Raw genomic sequence first — 20363 nt, forward strand, 5'->3', positions numbered from 1 at the left:
AACAAATGACCCTGGCAAGTCCCGCTGAAAGAACTCCAACAGACATGCAAGGTCGGGGAGGGTAATGCGCATCCGCTCGAACAAGATACCGGGCCGCCTGGCAAATCTGATCCTGCTGGCTGCGTTCGTCACCGCACTTGTTGCCAGTGGGTTCTTCGCGATTCGCCTGACCGTCCATGCGGTCTATTGGTCATCGCACCGCGACGAGCCGATCGAACCATGGATGACAGTGGGCTATGTGGCCCACTCCTACAATCTGGAGCCGAAAGCGCTGTTCAGTGCGCTTGATCTTCCGACAGGTGTTTCGGACAGGCGGACCCTTGGCGACATAGCATCGGCCAAGGGCGTTTCGTTTGAGGCGCTCAAATCCACCATCGAGGCGAGCATAGGCAGGAGCCGGCAGCAATCGAACGGCGGTCTGTCCGATAGAATGAGCGGCAGCTAGGCCCATGAGCGATGCGGCGATGGCTTTTCTCGCGGACTATGGTGCCTTTGCGTTGTTCGCCATCCTTGCTCTCGGTAGCCTCGGCGTACCGCTTCCTTCGTCGCTCGCCCTGCTCGTGGCCGGTTCGCTGGTGGCGCGCGACCAGTTGGATTTGGTCTCCATCTTCGCGTGGGGGATTGCCGGCGCTGTGTTGGGTGATCAGGTGGGCTACCTGATTGGCCGCCTGGGAAGCGAGGGGCTGGCCGAAAGGCTAGCCGAGAGGCTGCATATGGCCGACACCCTTAGCCATGCGCGGACAGCAACTGTCCGATGGGGTGCAATCAGTGTCTTCCTTACCAGGTGGCTGCTTAGCCCGCTCGGTCCGGGAGTCAACATTGTTGCCGGTATGATGGCCTATCCTTGGTCACGCTTTACCGTCTGGGGTGTCTTCGGCGAAGCTGTCTGGGTGTTCCAATTTGTTGGGTTGGGAATACTTTTCAGTCGCAGCATTCTGGCTGTTGCCGACATCCTCGGCGATTTGACGTGGTTCCTTGTGTTTGCGGTAGTTGCCGGTTTGCTTGGCCTGAAGATTCTATATCAAAGGCGGATTGGCTCGGCTTCGTTGCAGTCGCATTAGGCTCTTGGCGAGGTTATCCTCGCCGGCCGGAGCCTGTCGGATTACCGGTGGCCCCCAAACGGTCTGCTGTCATTCGTCGGTTGCGCCGAGCCCTGACAACCGAACGATCGTGAGGCATCGAGCGAGACGGTCTGGAACGCTCGGCTGCGGGACTAGTTGTTTGGTCGAACTGACAGCCAAATCTTGGGCAGATGTTCCGGCCTGGCCATCGCAAGTCCGAGGGCCAGCGCCTCTTGCAGGTCAGTTGTGTATTTCGCGCTTCCTTCGAAGCCACCGAAATAATTGACCCGGATGACGCCGCCTCGCTTGCTGATTGCTACGCCCACCGCACGCAGGCGTTCCTGCACTTCGCGATACTTCATTGGCTGTCCCCGCCCGAATGTCCCGGAGCCGCAGCAGCGGTTCGCTTCAATCCTAGAAACGCATCAACGGCAACGCTTTGACTTGGGTCAACAGCGTGGGATCAGTTGGGTCGCGCCGGGTGCCGACTTGTCAGGACTGAAACTTGGACATCTGTCTGGCAATGGACAGTTCCTCGTTCGTGGCTATCACACGAACCTCCACCTTGCTGTCGGGATGGCTGATCACGTCGCCGTCGCGCGATGGATCGAGTTTGACCCCCAACCACTGGAGTCGCCGGCAAATCGCCTGCCGTATTTCTGTTGCGTGTTCGCCGACCCCTCCAGTGAAAACCAGATGCTCGATGCCTTCGATCGAACTGGCAAGAGCCGCAATGGCCCGTGAAATGCTGAACACGAACAAGTCGATGGCCTCGGTCGCCCGTGGATCGCTGCTGGAAAGCAGGGCGCGCATGTCGCCCGATATGCCCGACACGCCGAGTAGGCCCGATCGACGATACAGCAGGTCCTCGACCTCGGTGACCCCCAGCCCTTGCGCTTTTTGCAGATAGAGCAGGATGCCGGGATCAATCGAACCACAGCGTGTGGCCATCATCACCCCATCCAGTGCGGTGAAACCCATGGTCGTGTCCTGGCTCTTCCCGTCGACCATGGCGCAAAGACTGCAGCCGCTGCCCAGATGGGCAACAATAGTCCTCTTCTGCAAAAGCCGAGGTGAGATCTCGCCCAGATGGTGGGAAACATATTCATAGGACAAGCCGTGAAAGCCGTAGCGACGCACGCCATCGCTTTCTAACTGACGGGGAAGCGCATATCGGGTGGCGGGCGGCCGCATCGAGGAATGAAAAGCCGTGTCGAAACAGCCAATCTGCACGAGGCCCGGCTGTAGATCAGCCAACGCCCTGACGGGGGCGAGGCTCGCGGGCTGGTGCAACGGGGCGATGGGGGTGAGTTCGTCAAGCGCGGCGATAACGTCCGTCGACAGGCGAATTGGTGTCACAAAGCGGCTTCCGCCATGAACTATGCGGTGGCCGACCAACTCCAGCGGCCGGCCGTCTAAGAACGGTTGGAGAAACTCGATAAGTCCCTCCAGCAACGATGCCGTTGATCTCGCGGCAACAGGTCGGCCGTCGACGAGAACTTGGCCCGACGAGTGCTTTGCCGAAAAACGGGGAGATCCGCCAATGCCATCGAACACGCCGCGTAACAACTGGTCCGGGCCAGCAGGCGACTGCGTGAACAGCCCGAATTTCAAGCTGGAAGATCCTGCGTTCAGTGCCAGGAGAGCCATGTGGTTCTTCCTTTCTCAGCTCCGCCATGACCAGTTGCGCACCTCGGGCATGTCTTCTCCATGATCTCTGACGTACTGCCAGTGTTGTGAGAGACAGTTCTCGAAATAGGCTCGCGCTTCTGCAGCCTTGGGCCCAAGGTTGCGCACGCGGTCGATCGCCTCGATGGCGAGATGATAGCGGTCCATCTTGTTGAGCACGGTCATGTCGAAAGGCGTAGTGGTGGTACCTTCTTCCTGGAAGCCGCGAACGTGGATGTTCTCGTGGTTGTTGCGGCGATAGGTCAACCGATGGATCAGATAAGGGTAGCCGTGATAGGCGAAGACGACCGGTCGGTCCGCAGTGAACAATGCGTCAAAAGCTGTATCTGTGAGGCCGTGGGGATGCTGACTGATCGACTGTAACGTCATGAGATCCACGACGTTGACGACACGAATCTTCAGGTCTGGCAGGGCTTCTCGCAGCAGGCCCACTGCGGCAAGTGTCTCCAGCGTGGGTACATCGCCGGCGCAGGCCATCACAACATCGGGGCCGCTGTCGTCTTCGGAGCCGGCCCAATGCCAGATGCCTGCTCCAGCTTGGCAGTGGGCGATCGCGTCGGCCATGTTCAGCCATTGTTGCTGGGGCTGCTTTCCAGCCACGATCACATTGATCCGGTTAAAAGTGCGCAGGCAATGGTCAGTCACCCAAAGCAGGGTGTTGGCATCGGGAGGCAAATAGATGCGGACTATGTCTGACTTCTTGTTGGCCACGAGGTCGACGAAGCCCGGATCCTGATGGCTGAAGCCGTTGTGATCCTGCCGCCAGACGTGCGAGGTCAGAAGATAGTTGAGCGAAGCGATCGGTTGCCGCCAAGGCAATTCTCGTGAAACCTTTAGCCATTTGGCATGCTGGTTGAACATCGAGTCAACAATGTGAATGAAGGCTTCGTAGCAAGAGAACAGTCCATGCCGCCCCGTCAGTAGATAGCCTTCCAGCCAGCCCTGGCAGAGATTTTCGCTCAAAACCTCCATGACACGCCCATCGCGGGCAAGGTGCTCGTCATAAGGCTCGATGTCGGCCATCCACACCCGGTCGGTGGATGCGAACACTGGATCAAGCCGATTGGAAGCAGTCTCGTCGGGTCCCATGATGCGGAAGTTCCGAGCCTCGGCGTTCAGCTCGACGATTTCCTTGAGCATCCGTCCCATTGTCCGCGTCGCCTCCCCGTTGACGGAACCGGGTGATGGCACATCGATCGCAAACGACCTGAAGTCGGGCATGACAAGGTCGCGCTTGAGGCCACCGCCGTTGGCGTGAGGGTTGGCTCCCATCCTTCTGATCCCCTTAGGAGCCAATGCCGCCAGCTCCGCGCGCAGCCTTCCCTGATCGTCGAATAGATTGTCAGGGTCATAGCTCCGCATCCATTGTTCCAGGATGTGAAGATGCTCCTCGTTTTGGCGTGGATCAGTGATCGGGACCTGATGAGACCGCCAGAACCCTTCGGTCTTCTTGCCGTCTATCTCTTTGGGACCAGTCCAGCCCTTGGGACTGCGCAATACGATCATCGGCCAGCGGGGGCGTTCGGCGCGACCCTCCCGCCTTGCTGCCGTCTGGATCGCCTCGATGCGATCACATGCAGTGTCGAGCGCCATGGCCATCTTGCCATGCATTTCGACAGGGTCTTCACCCTCGACGAAGATGGGTTCGTGCCCGTAACCTGTCAGAAGGTCATGCAGCTCGGACTTGTCGATGCGGGCAAGCACCGTCGGATTGGCGATCTTGTAGCCATTGAGGTGCAGGATCGGCAGGACGGCGCCGTCATGGACAGGGCTCAAGAACTTGTTCGAGTGCCATGAGGCTGCAAGCGTGCCAGTCTCAGCTTCGCCGTCGCCTATCACGCAGGCTACGACGAGATCGCGATTGTCGAAGGCAGCCCCATACGCGTGAACCAGTGCATAGCCCAGTTCTCCGCCTTCGTGGATGGAGCCGGGAGTTTCAGGCGCAGCGTGGCTGGGGATGCCGCCGGGGAAGGAAAACTGCCGGAAGAGCGCGCGCATGCCGTCGGTGTCGCGGCCGATCTCGGGGTAAATCTCGGAATAGCTGCCCTCGAGATATGTATTGGCCACCATTCCCGGTCCGCCATGGCCTGGCCCGCAGACATAGATCATGTCGAGGTCGCGGTTCCTGATGAGGCGGTTCAGATGTGCGTAGATGAAGTTGAGTCCGGGTGTGGTGCCCCAGTGGCCAAGCAGGCGTGGCTTGATGTGCTCGGGCTTCAGCGGTTCCCGCAGCAGAGGGTTGTCCAGCAGATAAATCTGCCCAACCGACAGATAGTTCGCCGCCTGCCAATACCGATGAAGCAGATGGAGTTCTTCGGAATCGACGAATGCGTCGTCGATTTCGGCGAGTGACTTCTTGGCGCTCTGCATTCCGCGTTCCTTCCCAAGATGGAAATGTCTTCGGGAGCGTAGTCAATGTGACTCAGCATGCGTTGAGCCATGTCAATTGTATGTCGAGTTGGAGTGCACTCTTCCGATTGTCGAGGGGAGACTGTGTGACCGCCTGCTATTGGCCACGCCTGGATGGCTTAGCTGTGTGCCGCCAAGAACAGCAAACCGACCGTCAGCGCGCCAAGGCAGACGAGCAACACGCCGGCAGCCGCCATGTCCTTAACAACGCGAATCTCCGGATGTACTTCCGGATGCAGATGATCGACGAGGGCCTCAAGAGCCGAGTTGAACAGTTCCGCGGCCAGCACAACGGCAATCGCCAGCCCAATGACGGCCAGCCAGATACCAGAAATGCCGAGCAGGGCAGCGCCTAGGACAACGATCAGGCCAATCAGCGCTTGAGTGCGGAAACTGCGCTCACGTCGCCAGCCGTCTTGCAGTCCCTGAATGGCAAAACCAAAACGATGGAGAAATGCCTTGTTCTTCATTGTCGTGTCCTTGGAGGCAATCGTCCCGGGGCGGGCGCATCGCCACTATAAGCCAAGCTAGCCTGGGACCACTTCAGCGATCTTGCCGTCGACAAGATGGATGCGGCGATCCATGCGGGCTGCCATTTCGAGGTCGTGCGTAACCGCCACGATGGACTTGCCGCGTTCACGTACGAGGTGCTGGAGTATCTCGAAAACTTGCTCGGAGCTTTTGCTATCCAGGCTTCCCGTCGGTTCATCGGCAAGGATGATCGGCGGGTCGTTTGCGAGCGATCGCGCCACGGCGACCCGTTGTCGCTGGCCGCCCGACAGTTGGTCAGGCCGTTTGTCGAGATGCTCGGCAAGCCCCAGGGATATGAGCAACTCGCTGGCCCGCTCGCGTATCTGGCTTCGTTCGAGGCGGCGCAGCTTGCGCATTGGAATCTCCACGTTCTCTCGCGCGGTGAACTCTGGCAGGAGAAAATGGAACTGGAAGACGAAACCCATCATCGAAAGCCGTGTACGGGAGCGCTCCTTCTCGTCCATGGGTCCGGTGTCGCGTCCACCGATCTTCAGTGTGCCACTGGTGGGGCTGTCAAGGAGCCCGAGCAAGTAGAGCAGAGAAGACTTACCGGACCCAGACGGTCCAGTAACGGCCACGAATTCCTTTTCGCCGATGCTCAGCGTGACATCTTTGACGAGCGTTACCGGAACTGTTTCCGGCAAAATACGCGTCAGTCGTTCGGTCTCGATCAGCGGGCTCATGATGCGCCCCGGATTATGTCGACAGGATTGAGACGGGCCGCACGGCGGGCGGGCAAGTATCCAGCGACCGCTGCAGAGCCCAGTGCAAAAGCTGAAGCGCTCAAATAGTGCAGAATGCTCCACGTGATTGGCAGCCGGGTCATTTCCTGACCGGTCGCGGCGATTTCGAAGCGAACCTGCGATAGAGCGTAGGTCATTGCAAGGCCGAGGAGCCAACCGAACGCGCAGCCGGCAGCGCCGATTGCCAAGCCTTCCATCAGGAACATGCGACGCATGTCGGCTTCGGGGAAGCCGAGCGACTTCATGATGGCGATGTCACGCGCCTTCTCATGCGTGATGGTGGAGATGATGTTGTAAATGCCGAATCCGGCGACCAGCATGATCGCACCTACCACCGTGTACATGATGACGTTGCGGACAACGAGGGCCTCGAGGATGGATTCGTTCGCTTCCTGCCAAGCAACAGCCTTGTAGCCAAGCTCAGTCTCAGCCCGGTGCGCCACCGCAGGTGCGCTGTCCGGATTGTCGAGCTTAATTCGTATCTCGTTGATGGCGTTCGGGCGCGCTGACAAGATTTGAGCATTCTTCAGCAGAACGTAGGCCTCGCCTTCGTCACGAATCGTTGTCCCGGTATGGAACAGGCCCACAATTCTGAACGCGCGGGTAAGCCCGTCTGAGGAAACGGCCGTTATCGTGTCTCCAAAGCTGGCACCTAGCCGAGAAGCCATGGTGTCTCCGATCACCACGTTGTTGCCGCCCGCCGCGAGCGCTGCGAAGCTGCCTTCAACGAACTCCTCGATGATCGGCGAAACAGCGGATTCTCGCATCGGATCGATCCCGATGACCGCGGCGCCAGCTTCTCGATTGGCATAGCGGATAACACCTTGCGTCTTCAGGCTCGTCGAGAAGCGACCGGGAACCCAGGTGTCGAGCCAGGCTGCTGCAGCCGTCGGATTGATGATCCCACGCCGATCATCACGTGGCCTCAGCCCGGAAATGGCGGCAGTGGCAAAAACGTCCTCCGCAGGCTGCCGGGGGGCTGTGCGCATTTCGTCGGTGATGGCAACGTGAGGCATGGTATTGATGAGCTGCCTGACGAAATCGTCCTGCCCACCCTGCATCAATGCGGCCATGGCAATTGAGAAGCCCACGCCAACAGCAACACCCAGGATGGCCACAACTGTCTGTCGCCCGCGTCCGGCGATATGCGTGACCGCAATGTCGAGAATGAGGGGCATGATCTACTCCTCTGGGCCAGAGATGATCACACGGCTACCGTCGGCGAGGTCGGCAGGATAGGGAGTGACGACGAGGGCCTTTTCGTCGAGGCCAGCCAGAACCTCGGTGCTGCCCGTGCCGCGGATGCCGATACGAATATCGCGCCGTCGTGACCTGCCGTCCTCGACTACGAAGACATGGTTCTGGTCAACCGCAGCAGAGGGAATGAGCAGGGCATTCTTCGAGACTTGGACGACGATGTTGATGTCTGTCGACATCCCGATGCGCAGCGGTGTTTCATCGGGCAGCCGAAAGCGGACGCGATAGGTCTTCGTCGCCGGATCGCCTTTTGGCGTAATGCTGTCGACTTGAGCCTCGAGTTTTTGCTTCGGAAAGGCATCGGCTCTAAGAAGGGCGCGTTGACCAACTTCGACGCGGGGAATGTCCTCTTCGTTGACATCTGCGACCACGAGCAGTGGTTTTGGCTCCCCGACCCAAAACAAAACCGTACCTAGCTCGGCGACCTCGCCCACTTCACCATCTTGCCTGAGAACGATCCCCGGACTGGGCGCTCGCAGAACATAAGTCTCGAGCCGGGCTTTCCGCCCAGCGACCAGGGCTTCAATTTGCAGAAGCTCGCTTTGGGAGCGATCGAGCGCTTGTCGGCTGGCAGCGTTCCGTTCGGCAAGTACGGACAAGCGCCGAAAATCCTCTTGGGCCAGCGAGCGTCGTGCCTCAAGTTCGGCCAGTGCCGCGCGCTCTTCGCTATCATCCAGACGAGCCAGAACGTCGCCTTGTGAGACCCGGGACCCTTCGCAGTTGCATTGTTCGACGATACGTTCGCGAACCACCGGGGCCACTTTCGCCCAGGTCCGTGGTTCGACTGTACCGCTTGCATAGACGATTTCGGCCGCGTCTCCGCGCGACATCGTCGCAACCGACACGCTTGGGGGGCGCCAGAAATGCCAGGCGGCAGCTCCTGCCACCGCACCGATAGCAACAAGGCTGTATATGTATCGTGCCAGCCGCACAGCATTTGCTCCTGCTAGGTCTTATGTCGCTGCCAGAAGGGAGGTTCGCTCGCCCGGTTGCTTCGCCCGCCTTCAGAAAACGGACTTTGTTCCATGCGCGCCTTGACCCCGGTCAAAGCGAGGTGGCGAGCACCGACTTATTCTCTTGCGACCATCAAGAACCACTCCGAAAGGAATGCGCCATGAAACGCAAGAAAACGTGGATTTTGGTAGCGGATGGTGCTCGTGCTCGCATCATTCGTCAAATGGAGGGCGACAACGAGGACGCAGCCTTGTTGGACGATCTGGTTTTCGAGGTGAATCACAAAACACTGCGCGAGATCATGTCGGACAGACCCGGACGCAGCTTTGCGTCCAAGGGAAGACGGCGCTCCGCGATGGAGTACGCGTCTGACCCAGTCCAAGAGCAAGAGGTGCAGTTCGCGATTACGCTCATTGAAGAATTGGGACGGCGCTACGCCGACCATGAATTCGATCATCTTGCGATCGTCGCCGAGCCACGCATGCTCGGGACACTGCGTCAGAACCTACCCGGAGTTCTGGTTTCCACACTGGTGAAAGAGGTCGCAAAAGATCTCACCAAACTGCCGAAGCTCCAGCTTATGCAAGCCCTGAACAAGCTCGATATCCAGGTTTGTTGAAATGCGGATCCATGCGAACAAACAAGCGAGGAGATGCGTCAGACAGCATGTGACATGCTGGACCAAGCGAGCGAATGCCGATCACAGGAGGCAATCACATGTACCGTTCCGTGGAGGCGCGAGTGCCCGCGAGCCTTCACGCCCTTAACCAGGGACAGAGAGCCAGAAAGCGAAAACCCGGACATCTATATGTCCGGGCTTTTTTCCCTATCGATCTAGGCGAGCCAACTTTGAGTGTCGGATGAGCCATCCATCTTGTTGCTGAGCAAGATACGGTGACGCGTCAGGGCATTTTCAACTTTGGGTGGCCGCCCAAGAGGCAGCTCTCAGGCATCCTCAAGCTGCGCACTCTTCGCAGCTTCCCTTACTTCTCATCGAGGAGCGGCCGTTTCGCCGCTCCAGGAACACAACATTGGCTTTCAGGCACACAACTTTGGGTGTCTGCCCACTGCTGGCCAGCCTCAGCTGCACCCTGATGTCGCGCCGCAGGTGTCGCACTTTTCGCAGGTGCCGTTTCGGACCATGGTGAAGTTCTGGCACTCGGAGCAGGAGTTGCCGGTGTAGCCCTGCAGCATCGACTTGGCGCGGCGGTCGGCGGCGACTTTCTTGGCGTCGGAGGCTTCCTGGGCGGCGGCGTCGGTGAACAGCGACGTCGTCACCGTTTCCTCCGTCTCCTCAACGGTGATTTCCTCGGCCAGTTCCTTGGCGCGCTCCTCGTAGTCGCGCTTGTAGGCGGTCGATTCCTCAGCTGAGATCGCAGCCTTTGGCGACAGCGACAGCACGTTGGAACCGGAGAAGGCGGTCACCGGTGTGGCGCGCGCCGGGGCGGTGGTGGCCGAACCCTTGGGGTCGTTGCCGGCGCCGGCCGAGACGACCTTGAGCGGCGAGGCACCGCGGGTCAGGCCCTTGGAGAAGGGCAGGGCCTTGCCTTCGGTGATGCCCTTGCCAAGTGCGGTCTTGTCGAAGTCCGACTGGTCGACATGGGCGAGGTCGTGGCGGCCGAGGTAGCTGACGGCGAGCTCGCGGAAGACGTAGTCGAGGATAGAGGTGGCGTTCTTGATGGCATCGTTGCCGATGACCATGCCGGCCGGCTCGAACTTGGTAAAGGTGAAGGCTTCGACATATTCGTCGAGCGGCACGCCGTACTGCAGGCCGAGCGAGATCGCGATGGCGAAGTTGTTCATCATCGCACGGAAGGCAGCGCCTTCCTTGTGCATGTCGATGAAGATTTCGCCCAAGCGGCCGTCGTCGAACTCGCCGGTGCGCAGATAGACCTTGTGGCCGCCGACGACAGCCTTCTGGGTGTAGCCCTTGCGGCGGTTCGGCAGCTTCTCGCGGTCGCGGTAGAGACGCTCGATGACGCGCTCGACGATCTTTTCGGTGACCTGTACCGCCTTGGCGGCGGCAGGTGCTGCGATCAGCGCCTCGACGACCTCGTCTTCATCCTCGTCCTCGTCAGCGATCAGCGAGGCATTCAGCGGCTGCGACAGCTTCGAGCCGTCGCGGTAGAGCGCGTTGGCCTTCAGCGCCAGCTTCCATGACAGCATGTAGGCGCTCTTGCAGTCCTCGACCGTCGCCTCGTTGGGCATGTTGATGGTCTTGGAGATGGCGCCCGAGATGAAGGGCTGGGCTGCCGCCATCATGCGGATGTGGCTGTCGACCGAGAGATAACGCTTGCCGATCTTGCCGCAGGGATTGGCGCAGTCGAACACGGCAAGGTGCTCGTCCTTGAGGAAGGGCGCGCCTTCGAGCGTCATCGCACCGCAGACATGGATGTTGGCGGCTTCGATGTCCTTCCTGGAGAAGCCGATGGCCGGCAGGATTTCGAACGAGAAATCGTTGAGCTGCGCGTCGGTGAAGCCAAAAGTCTCCTTCACCCAGTCGGCACCCAGCGTCCACTGGTTGAACACGAACTTGATGTCGAAGGCGCTCTTCAGCGCCGCATTCAGCGCTTCGATCTTCTCGTCGGTGAAGCCCTTGGCCTTCAACGAGCCGGGGTTGATGCCGGGTGCCTGGTTGAGATTGCCGTGGCCGACGGCATAAGCCTCGATCTCGGCGATCTGGGCCTCGGTGTAGCCGAGCGTGCGCAGCGCTTCCGGTACTGCGCGATTGATGATCTTGAAGTAGCCGCCGCCGGCGAGCTTCTTGAACTTGACCAGTGCGAAGTCAGGTTCGATGCCTGTCGTGTCGCAATCCATGACCAGGCCGATCGTGCCGGTCGGCGCGATCACGGTTGCCTGGGCGTTGCGGTAGCCGTGCTTTTCGCCCAGCTCGATGGCGAGGTCCCAGGCAGCGCGGGCGTGGCTGACCAGCTCCTGCTGCTTGACGTCGCTTGCCACCAGCGGCACCGGATTGACCGACAGCTTCTCGTAGCCGTCCTTGTCGCCATAGGCGGCGCGGCGGTGGTTGCGCATGACACGCAGCATGTTGTCGGCGTTGCGGTCGTAATCGGCAAAGGCGCCGAGCTCGGAGGCCATCTCGGCCGAGGTGGCATAGGCAATGCCGGTCATGATCGCGGTCAGAGCTGCGCCGATGGCGCGGCCTTCGTCGCTGTCATACGGAATGCCCGAGGTCATCAGCAGGCCGCCGATATTGGCATAACCCAGACCAAGCGTACGGTACTCGTAGGACAGCTTGGCGATTTCCTTGGACGGGAACTGCGCCATCATGACCGAGATTTCGAGCACCATGGTCCACAGCCGCACGGTGTGCTCGTAGGCGGCGATGTCGATGCTGCCGTCGGCGTTGCGGTAGGGCAAAAGGTTGATCGACGCCAGGTTGCAGGCGGTATCGTCGAGGAACATGTATTCCGAGCACGGATTGGAGCCGCGGATCGGGCCGGCAGCCGGGCTGGTGTGCCAGTCGTTCATCGTGGTGTTGAAGTGCAGGCCCGGATCGGCCGAAGCCCAGGCGGCGTAGCCGATCTTTTCCCACAGGTCGCGCGCCTTGAGCGTCTTCATCACCTTGCCGTCCTTGCGGGCGGTCAGGTGCCAGTCGCCATCGGTTTCCACGGCGCGCAGGAAGTCGTCCTTGAGCGAGACCGAGTTGTTGGAGTTCTGGCCCGAAACGGTGAGGTAGGCTTCCGAATCCCAGTCGGTGTCGTAGGTCTTGAACTCGATCGAGGTGTAGCCCTGCTTGGCGAACTGGATGACGCGGTAGATGTAGTTTTCCGGCACCGCGTTCTTCTTGGCGGCCTTGATCTCGCGCTTGAGCGCGGTGTTGATCGCCGGATCGAAGCAATCGTCATCCTGGCCTTCGCAGTTGACGCAGGCAGCCATGATCTTGGCGAGGTGCTGCTTGACGATCTTGGAGCCGGTGACGAGTGCTGCGACCTTCTGCTCTTCCTTCACCTTCCAGTCGATATAGGCCTCGATGTCGGGGTGGTCGGCGTCGACGACGACCATCTTGGCGGCGCGGCGGGTGGTGCCGCCTGACTTGATGGCGCCAGCGGCACGATCGCCGATCTTGAGGAAGCTCATCAGGCCCGACGAACGGCCGCCACCGGACAGCTTTTCGCCTTCGCCGCGCAGCATCGAGAAGTTGGAGCCGGTGCCCGAGCCATATTTGAACAGCCGTGCCTCACGCACCCACAGGTCCATGATGCCGCCCTCGTTGACGAGGTCGTCCTGGACGCCCTGGATGAAGCAGGCATGCGGCTGCGGATGTTCGTAGGACGACTTCGACTTGGTCAGCTTGCCGGTGAAGGGGTCGACATAGAAGTGGCCCTGGCCGGGACCGTCAATGCCATAGGCCCAGTGCAGGCCGGTGTTGAACCACTGCGGCGAGTTCGGCGCGACGCGTTGGGTGGCGAGCATGTAGGCCAGTTCGTCCTTGAAGGCGCGGGCGTCGCCTTCGGACTTGAAATAGCCACCCTTCCAGCCCCAGTAGGTCCAGGTGCCGGCGAGGCGGTCAAAGACCTGACGGGCATCGGTCTCGGAGCCATAGCGTTCGTTCTCGGGCAGCTTTTCCAGTTCGGCTTCGTCGGGGATGGAGCGCCACAGGAAGGAGGGGACGTCGTTCTCCTCGACCTTCTTCAGGCGGGCGGGCACCCCGGCCTTGCGGAAATATTTCTGCGCCAGGATGTCGGCAGCGACCTGGCTGAACTGCGCCGGCACGTCGATGTTGTCGAGGCGGAACACCACCGAACCGTCGGGGTTCTTGATCTCGGATAGGGCCTTGCGGAACTCGATCTCCGCATAGGCCGATTGTCCATCCTTGGTGAAACGCCGCTCGATGCGCATCGGTCGATTTCCTTTTGTCTATATATAGCGTCTTTCGCGGGAGATTTCCCGTTGCTGATGCGAAAGACGCAAGCCCGTTGATCCGGCTGCCTGGACAGCCGGTTGCCTTTTCCCGGACTAGCCGCCGCCTGGCTGGATAATCTCCTTGCGGAGACTGCTTTCCTCAAGCCTGCGGCCCGCACCGGGCCCGTCGAACTGAAACTTTGATTGCGATTCCCTCATGGAGGGACAACTCACACTATCTAGCGTTCAGGCTGCCTGCAAACACTAAATATAGTGTTAACAGAAGATTTCCGCCAGTCCCCAATTTTTACCCGCAAACCTCTTGGACACCCCGGAACCGCGCGCGAAACCACCCCGTCTGTGGGGGTGCAAATGCGAGCGGGAACTCACTAAATCTGGAGAAAAGGACCGGCCTCAGAACTTTCCGGTCACGTGCTCAACAAGCGCGCTTGAGTCATAAAAAGCGACTCGGCCGTTAACGTCAAGAAGTCGTTTATGCAGTTTTTGTGACCCCAACATCTTGTGTGTCACTTGTGTGGATAACGGGGAGAACCGGCCGCGTGAACGAAGCCGGCGAAAGGGCGGTCAGGGCGGGCCGCGAACCCAGGACTGCGCGGGCGCAAGCCCGTTTCAGGCGGCGAATTTTCCGTGCGCGGCACCGAAGGACGAGATCAGCCGGCAAAGATCGGGTTCGTTGACCATGCGCGCGGCTTCACTGGGCGAGACCCACTTGCGCGTGCGCTGGCGCCGCTCCTTCCACTTCTCGGCGACCTTGCGCACCTCGAGCGGATAGACGAGCACCTCGCAGGCGACCTGCTCACCGTTGGAAAGCTCCTTGAGATAGAAATAGCGGCCGGCTTCGTGGGTGTCGACCGATCCGCTGAGGCCGGCTTCTTCGCTCGCCTCGCGCGCTGCGGTCTCGCACAGCCGTTCGGACGGTTCCGGCCAGCCCTTGGGCAGCACCCAGCGTCCGGTGTCGCGGCTGGTGATGAGCATGACCTCGATGCCGGTTGCGGTGCGGTGCCAGGGCAGGGCGGCGACCTGCATTCGGCACGGCGTCGCACCGAACAGGCGGCGAATCCGCTCAAGAAGGTGATTGTGGTAGCTTGGCTTCATAAGCATCGGCAGTCCCACCCAGCCAGAAGACTCATATGCCGCGTAACGAATTGTACGGTTAATCCTCCGTAACAAAAGTAAATAGATTGATAATGAAGGCGCCCGGCACGCATCGGCCCGAAAATCGAAATCGATTTTCGGAAAACACGATGCGAACCCTTGGATAGTCAGAGCGTCCTTTGCGCGTCCGAACAGGACGCGCGGCGCTCTAACGGCCGGGCCGCTCGAGACTTCGGAGACAGGCGTCGCGGCTCAGCCCATGTGGTCTTCGGCGATCGGCTTCTGGTAGGTGAAGCCGAGATCCCAGGGGAAATAGATCCAGGTGTCCTGCGACACCTCGGTCACGAAGGTGTCGACCAGCGGCCGGCCTTTGGGCTTGGCGTAGACGGTGGCGAAATGCGCCTTGGGCATCATCGCGCGCACGATCGCGGCGGTCTTGCCGGTGTCGGTCAGGTCGTCGACGATCAGCACGTTCTCGCCTTCGCCTTCGAGCAGCGAGGGCGTGATCTCCTTCAGCACCTGCAGCTGACCCTGCGAGGTGTAGTCGTGATAGGAGGCGATGCAGATCGTCTCGATCAGGCGGATGCCGAGTTCGCGCGAGATGATGGCCGCGGGCACCAGGCCGCCGCGGGTGATGCAGACGATCGCCTTCCACTGCGGGTTGACGCCGGCGAGACGCCAGGCGAGCGCACGCGCGTCGCGATGGAACTGGTCCCAGGATACGGGAAAGGCTTTTTCGGGAAGGGACATTTGACGCGCACTCCGGCTCGGCGCGCCATATGGCGCGGAAATATGGGAATGCAGGCGGAATTAGCCGGAAAGCCCCGTCCTTGGCAAGGGCGGGGCGGCAGGAGTTGTGCGGTAATCTTACCGCGACAGCAGGATAGCCGTGTCGCCGGCCTGCAGGACGTTGCGGGTGACGCCGCCGAACAGGAATTCGCGGATCCAGGAATGGCTGTAGGCGCCCATCACCAGGAGGTCCGCGCCGGTTTCGACAACCTTGTTGTGGATGACGGCATCGACCGTGTGGCCGCGCGATTCCTGAACACTGACCGACACTTTGGCGCCATGGCGGGCAAAGGCGGAGGCGATCTCCGCACCTGCCGCGTCCATGCTCTGGGCTGCTGTTTCGACCGGATCGATGACCAGGATTTCGGTGGCGTCGGCCTCGATGATGAAGGGCAGGGCGTCAAAGGCAGCGCGGGTGGCTTCGCGGCTGCCGTTCCAGGCGATCAGAATGCGGCGGAATGTCGAGATCAGCGGCGCGGCATGCGGCACGACAAGCACCGGCCGGCCGGCCTCGTAGATCAAAGAGTCTATATCGGCGGCAACAGAGTCCTTCGCATCCGGAGATGCCTGGGCGACGATGACGATGTCGGCGCAACGTGCGCTTTCGACGCCCGACAGCGCGCTGTCGCCGGAAAAGCTCTCGAAACTGCGCCATTCGAACGACACGCCCGACGTCTCGATGCGCGACAGGAATGCCTTCTGCACCTTTTCGGCGCGCTCCTTGCACAGGTCGGCATTGGCCTGGATGAATTCGGTGTCGGGAAATCCGACAGCCGTCGTGTAGGGCATGGCCAGCGCCTCGGCGTGGACGCCGATCAGGTGGCTTTCGTGCCGGTCGGCAAACGGGATCGCCACGTCGAGAACGCGGCTGACGTCGCGTTCGCTCTGGATGATGGCAACGATTGTCTTGAACGGCATGGAACCCTCCTTTGTGCGCAGAAATCTGCTCAGCAAAGAAACACTATCATGCGGCTACTTGTTCCCATGTGACCTGGATCAAGTGTTTGGGATCAAGTCGTTGTGGCGGCTTTGGCAGCAGCTGCGATGTCGGCGAGCATGGCCTCGATGGCGATACGGGCGGCGTCCATGGCTTGCTCGGAGCGGGAGCGCACGACGAGTTCGGTCCAGAAGCTGCCGTCGAGATATTTCGGGTAGGAGCCGATAATGGTGTCGGGATGCGCCTTCTGGATCTCGCCGAGCGGGCCGCCGATGGTGCCTTCGCCATAGGGACACTGCACCGTCGTCGACAGCAGCTTGGCGCCGGTCCTGAGGGTGGGCATGACATTGTCGAGCATCGCCTGGAAAATCGACGGCACGCCGGCCATGACGTGGACGTTGCCGATGCGGAAGCCGGGCGCCACCGAGACCGGGTTCTCGATCAGCTCGGCGCCGCGCGGGGTGCGCGCCATGCGCTTGCGCGCTTCGGAGAATTCGAGGCCGCGCGAGGCGTAGTTGGCCTCCAGCATGGCATAGGCGCGCGGCTCGTATTCGCAGGGCACGCCGAATGCCTTGGAGATCGAGTCGGCGGTGATGTCGTCATGCGTCGGTCCGATGCCGCCCGTGGTGAAGACGTAGTCGTAGCGGGCGCGCAACGCATTGACCGCGGCGACGATCTCGTCCTCGTCGTCGGCTACAATGCGCACTTCCCGGAGGTCGATGCCGGCGGCGGTCATCATGTCGGCGAGGTGGCCGATATTCTTGTCCTTGGTGCGGCCGGACAGGATCTCGTCGCCGATGACGACCATTGCTGCGGTGACGATGTCGGCCATGTCGAATGCTCCGTTCAAAGGCAACAGTGAGATACAGCCGAGAGCACAAGCGGGCAATGGTCGCTGTTTGGTGAACGATGCGTCACGTATTGGCACGCTTTCATTGAACGCCCATTGCATTACATCTCTCCCCAGCCGCCGACCCAAGACGGCGCAACGAGATTTCCCGTTTGGAGAGATGAAATGGCTAAGATTCTTGTTCTCTACTATTCGAGCTGGGGCCACATGGAGCAGATGGCCAAGGCCGCTGCCGAAGGCGCCCGCGCCGCCGGCGCCGACGTGACCATCAAGCGTGTTCCCGAGCTTGTGCCCGAGGCAGTCGCCAAGGCCGCCTACTACAAGCTCGATCAGGAAGCGCCGATCGCCGACCCGCTCGAACTGGCCGACTATGACGGCATCATCATCGGCACCGCCACCCGCTACGGCACAATGGCCTCGCAGATGAAGAACTTCCTCGACCAGACCGGCCCGCTCTGGGCCAAGGGCGCGCTGCTCGACAAGGTCGGCTCGGTGATGGTGTCGACCGCGACCCAGCATGGCGGCGCCGAACTGGCGCTCATCAACGCCCAGATCCACCTGCAGCACCACGGCATGGTGATCGTGCCGCTGTCCTATGCCTATCAGGGCCAGATGGGCAATGACGTCGTCCGCGGCGGCGCACCTTACGGCATGACCACCACCTCGGACGGCGACGGTTCGCGCCAGCCTTCGGCACAGGAACTCGAAGGCGCCCACTTCCAGGGCAGGCGCGTGGCCGAGATCGCCATCCGCCTGCATGGCAAGGGTTCGAACGCCGTCAAGGAAGTTGCATAACAGAGACGTTGCTTAGCAACGAACTTGCTTAACAGCTTCGGATCGTTATGATTTTTGTGAACGGGCGGCCGCTGGGCCGCCCGTTTTGCATTGGTGTGTTTGAGCCCGCGCTCCTGGGCGGCTAGACTGCCGGCATTGCTTCCAGGAGGTTCGATGGCGACGACGATTCTCGGCTGGGTGGCCAGCATCGCCTTCCTAGCCATTGCCCTTGTCGGCGGCTATTTCGTGCTGGCGACACGCAGGATATCGGCACAGGCAGAACGCGCCGTGCCGGCCAGCGGCAAGTTCCTGCAACTGGGCCGCCACAACATTCATTATGCCGACGAAGGGCAGGGCCGGCCGATCCTGTTCATCCACGGCCTCGGCGCGCAACTGCACCATTTCCGCCATCCGCTGTTTCCCGAACTCGCCGAATTCAGATGCATCGCACTCGATCGGCCGGGCTCGGGCTATTCCATCCGGCCGGCCGGCTTTTCCGGCAGCCTGGTCGAGCAGGCCGAACTGGTCGCGCGCTTCATCGAAAGACTTGGGCTGGAGCGGCCGCTTGTCGTCGGCCATTCGCTTGGCGGTGCGGTCGCATTCACGCTGGCGCAAAACCATCCTCAGGCGGTGTCGGGTCTGGTGCTGCTGTCGCCGCTGACACATCTGGAGAACGAACTGCGGCCGGAATTCCGCTCGCTCTACATCAAGTCGCGGCTGAAGCGCCATCTGGTGGCGGAGACGATTGCCATACCGACGAGCCTGAAATACGCGCCGCAGACCTTGGCCTTCCTGTTTTCGCCGCAGGCGGCACCGAAGGATTATGGCACGTCAGGCGGCGGTTTTGCCGGGCTGCGGCCGAGCCATTTCTACGCGTCCTCAGCCGACATGGTGGCGATCGAGCGGGATCTCGGCGCCATCGAGGCGCGTTATGGCGAGCTCGACCTGCCGGTCGCGGTGATGTTCGGCAACGCCGACCGTGTGCTCGACTACCGGCTGCACGGTGAACCCCTGATCGGCAGGATCAAGGGCCTGGAGCTCGACCTGGTCGAAGGCCTCGGCCACATGCCGCAATTCGTCGAGCCGCAACGGGTGGCGGCGATGATCCGGCGCATTGCTGCCAAGGCATTCGCCTCGGAACGGGCCGAAGGTCAGTAGCCGCAGGAATTGCTCATCCATTTGCGGTGGGCCCAGCCTTCAAAACCGTCGACGCCGACGAAGTACCAGCTGCCGCGCCTGTCAGTGATCTCGACGGTGTCACCGTTGAACAGCTGATGGATCATGGGCGCCGTGGCGCTCGGGCCGGCGCGCACGGCAAGGAAGCCGGTGCCGCGGGCCAGGCTGTAGGTAAGCGACAGGCCGTGAACGGTGCCTTCGCATATTGCGCCTGCGCCGGTGTCGCGACGCCGATGGATAGCGTTGCCGCAACGGTGGCAAGCACTGCGGCCGAGAGCGCCGCCTTGGTTGAAAATGCTGGTTTGCCTGCAAATACTGACATGAGCGACACTGTTCGGCCTCCGCCGAGCAACCGGCGTCTCGCCGGATGCCGGTGAGTATCGCTGACATGGCAAAACGTTCAGGCAGTTCGTTGCAAACGGCTAGTCGGAGACTTCGGTGTCCGGCCTGTCGTCGCCTTTGGCGAGTTCGTCGTGCCAGCGGCCCTCCGCATCCTCGTACTGGATGCCGTCGGTCGAGCCGGCGACGCGCTGTTCGGCTGCCGCAGTCTCGGCGGCCTGCAGGGCGTGATTGTGGGTGGGGAAGGTCTCGGAAAACGTGTCGCCGACCTTGTAGGCCCAGCCACCATCGTGCTGGACGATCTCATAGACGAGCTTGGCCATGGGTTTCCTCGTTGGGTGGGTTGTCGTTGTGCATCAGCGCCTCAAGGGGCCGTGCTGCCGCGAGTGTCCGCGCGCGACAGTGAGAAGAGCCTCACGACCGTCCCGGCCTATCCGGTGGGCATGGCAAATACGGTGAGCGGTAGGCGACCCAGTGCCGGGCGCAATGGTGCTTGCTGTCAGGCGACAACGGCCGGTCGTCTGGCGCGGAGGCGCAACAGATACACAGCGCGCAATTGATTCATATGCGACCATGCCCGCTCAAACGTTGCCGGGCGCAAATGGTTGCAAGCCGTCAAACGGCGTTTTGGACGGTGCTATCTGGTCCGGTTCAGAGAGGGACGATGGAAAACACGACCCAGGCGCCGCAAACGGCGGCGGCAAGTCCAAGGCAGGCGCTACGGTGTTTTTCCCAGAAGTATGGCGCACGTTCCCAATTGTAGTGCATGTACTCGGCTCCCCACTCACAACGCCCCCACGCGGTGAAGTTGTATTTCACTCTGAAACAATCCGCAATTTTCCGGTGTGGTTGTGCGGTGACGAAAGAGTGTGAGC

The 20363-nt window shown here is 61.0% G+C and carries 19 protein-coding genes; 5 read left to right on the forward strand and 14 right to left on the reverse strand.

Annotated features, from left to right (window positions below; all coding sequences use genetic code 11):
- The first annotated feature begins 64 nt into the window (after window positions 1–64).
- Both IG197_RS27000 and IG197_RS27005 read left to right on the forward strand, forming a co-directional pair.
- Window positions 65–445, forward strand: a complete 381-nt coding sequence (locus IG197_RS27000; protein WP_154384016.1) for a hypothetical protein — start codon at window positions 65–67, stop codon at window positions 443–445.
- A 4-nt stretch (window positions 446–449) separates the two neighbouring features.
- Window positions 450–1061: a DedA family protein gene (locus tag IG197_RS27005; protein WP_192315986.1), complete on the forward strand. Its 612-nt coding sequence runs from the start codon at window positions 450–452 to the stop codon at window positions 1059–1061.
- A gap of 152 nt (window positions 1062–1213) precedes the next feature.
- Here IG197_RS27005 and IG197_RS27010 read toward each other — a convergent pair whose 3' ends face one another.
- The 7 genes from IG197_RS27010 to IG197_RS27040 form a co-directional block, all read right to left on the reverse strand.
- On the reverse strand, window positions 1214–1423 hold the full coding sequence (locus IG197_RS27010) for a hypothetical protein (protein ID WP_192315988.1): 210 nt from the start codon (window positions 1421–1423) through the stop codon (window positions 1214–1216).
- A 130-nt stretch (window positions 1424–1553) separates the two neighbouring features.
- Window positions 1554–2711, reverse strand: coding sequence for an acetate/propionate family kinase (locus tag IG197_RS27015; protein ID WP_192315990.1), 1158 nt, complete (start codon window positions 2709–2711; stop codon window positions 1554–1556).
- A gap of 15 nt (window positions 2712–2726) precedes the next feature.
- Complete coding sequence (locus IG197_RS27020) at window positions 2727–5120, reverse strand: phosphoketolase (protein WP_192315992.1); 2394 nt, start codon at window positions 5118–5120, stop codon at window positions 2727–2729.
- 158 nt (window positions 5121–5278) lie between these two features.
- Window positions 5279–5629 (reverse strand): diacylglycerol kinase, encoded by a 351-nt coding sequence (locus tag IG197_RS27025; RefSeq protein WP_067961469.1) that lies wholly within the window; start codon window positions 5627–5629, stop codon window positions 5279–5281.
- Between the two features lie 57 nt (window positions 5630–5686).
- Complete coding sequence (locus tag IG197_RS27030; protein WP_067961471.1) at window positions 5687–6373, reverse strand: ABC transporter ATP-binding protein; 687 nt, start codon at window positions 6371–6373, stop codon at window positions 5687–5689.
- Window positions 6370–7611 carry an ABC transporter permease gene (locus IG197_RS27035; RefSeq protein ID WP_192315994.1) on the reverse strand — a complete coding sequence of 414 codons (1242 nt, stop codon included), beginning with the start codon at window positions 7609–7611 and terminating at the stop codon, window positions 6370–6372. Before IG197_RS27035 ends, IG197_RS27030 begins: the two co-directional genes overlap by 4 nt.
- 3 nt (window positions 7612–7614) lie before the next feature.
- Complete coding sequence (locus tag IG197_RS27040) at window positions 7615–8622, reverse strand: efflux RND transporter periplasmic adaptor subunit (protein ID WP_192315996.1); 1008 nt, start codon at window positions 8620–8622, stop codon at window positions 7615–7617.
- Window positions 8623–8804: 182 nt separating this feature from the next.
- Between IG197_RS27040 and IG197_RS27045 the strand changes: the two genes are divergently transcribed.
- The gene (locus IG197_RS27045) at window positions 8805–9263 is read left to right on the forward strand and encodes a host attachment protein (protein ID WP_185910110.1); all 459 of its coding nucleotides are present in this window, start codon (window positions 8805–8807) and stop codon (window positions 9261–9263) included.
- A gap of 461 nt (window positions 9264–9724) precedes the next feature.
- Here the strand turns inward: IG197_RS27045 and IG197_RS27050 are convergent, their stop codons facing one another.
- The 5 genes from IG197_RS27050 to IG197_RS27070 form a co-directional block, all read right to left on the reverse strand.
- Window positions 9725–13504 carry a vitamin B12-dependent ribonucleotide reductase gene (locus IG197_RS27050; RefSeq protein ID WP_192315998.1) on the reverse strand — a complete coding sequence of 1260 codons (3780 nt, stop codon included), beginning with the start codon at window positions 13502–13504 and terminating at the stop codon, window positions 9725–9727.
- 633 nt (window positions 13505–14137) lie between these two features.
- Window positions 14138–14629, reverse strand: a complete 492-nt coding sequence (locus IG197_RS27055) for an NUDIX hydrolase (RefSeq protein WP_067966450.1) — start codon at window positions 14627–14629, stop codon at window positions 14138–14140.
- Between the two features lie 246 nt (window positions 14630–14875).
- Complete coding sequence (gene gpt, locus IG197_RS27060) at window positions 14876–15373, reverse strand: xanthine phosphoribosyltransferase (protein WP_055970685.1); 498 nt, start codon at window positions 15371–15373, stop codon at window positions 14876–14878.
- 117 nt (window positions 15374–15490) lie between these two features.
- Window positions 15491–16330: a universal stress protein gene (locus tag IG197_RS27065; protein WP_067961480.1), complete on the reverse strand. Its 840-nt coding sequence runs from the start codon at window positions 16328–16330 to the stop codon at window positions 15491–15493.
- 92 nt (window positions 16331–16422) lie between these two features.
- Complete coding sequence (locus tag IG197_RS27070; RefSeq protein ID WP_192315999.1) at window positions 16423–17181, reverse strand: competence/damage-inducible protein A; 759 nt, start codon at window positions 17179–17181, stop codon at window positions 16423–16425.
- A 183-nt stretch (window positions 17182–17364) separates the two neighbouring features.
- Here IG197_RS27070 and wrbA point away from each other — a divergent pair, with 183 nt between their 5' ends.
- Together wrbA and IG197_RS27080 are read left to right on the forward strand one after the other, a co-directional pair.
- Window positions 17365–17994 carry an NAD(P)H:quinone oxidoreductase type IV gene (gene wrbA, locus IG197_RS27075; protein WP_192316001.1) on the forward strand — a complete coding sequence of 210 codons (630 nt, stop codon included), beginning with the start codon at window positions 17365–17367 and terminating at the stop codon, window positions 17992–17994.
- Between the two features lie 153 nt (window positions 17995–18147).
- The gene (locus IG197_RS27080; RefSeq protein WP_192316003.1) at window positions 18148–19131 is read left to right on the forward strand and encodes an alpha/beta fold hydrolase; all 984 of its coding nucleotides are present in this window, start codon (window positions 18148–18150) and stop codon (window positions 19129–19131) included.
- Here the strand turns inward: IG197_RS27080 and IG197_RS36340 are convergent.
- Both IG197_RS36340 and IG197_RS27090 read right to left on the reverse strand, forming a co-directional pair.
- Entirely contained in the window at window positions 19125–19256 is a 132-nt protein-coding gene (locus IG197_RS36340; protein WP_246765258.1) for an SH3 domain-containing protein, read from the reverse strand. The two genes, IG197_RS27080 and IG197_RS36340, sit on opposite strands and share 7 nt — an antisense overlap.
- A 315-nt stretch (window positions 19257–19571) precedes the next feature.
- Window positions 19572–19811, reverse strand: a complete 240-nt coding sequence (locus tag IG197_RS27090) for a DUF2188 domain-containing protein (protein WP_182574111.1) — start codon at window positions 19809–19811, stop codon at window positions 19572–19574.
- Window positions 19812–20363: the final 552 nt, after the last annotated feature.

Source organism: Aminobacter sp. SR38 (assembly GCF_014843375.1).
Taxonomy (GTDB): Bacteria; Pseudomonadota; Alphaproteobacteria; order Rhizobiales; family Rhizobiaceae; genus Aminobacter; species Aminobacter ciceronei.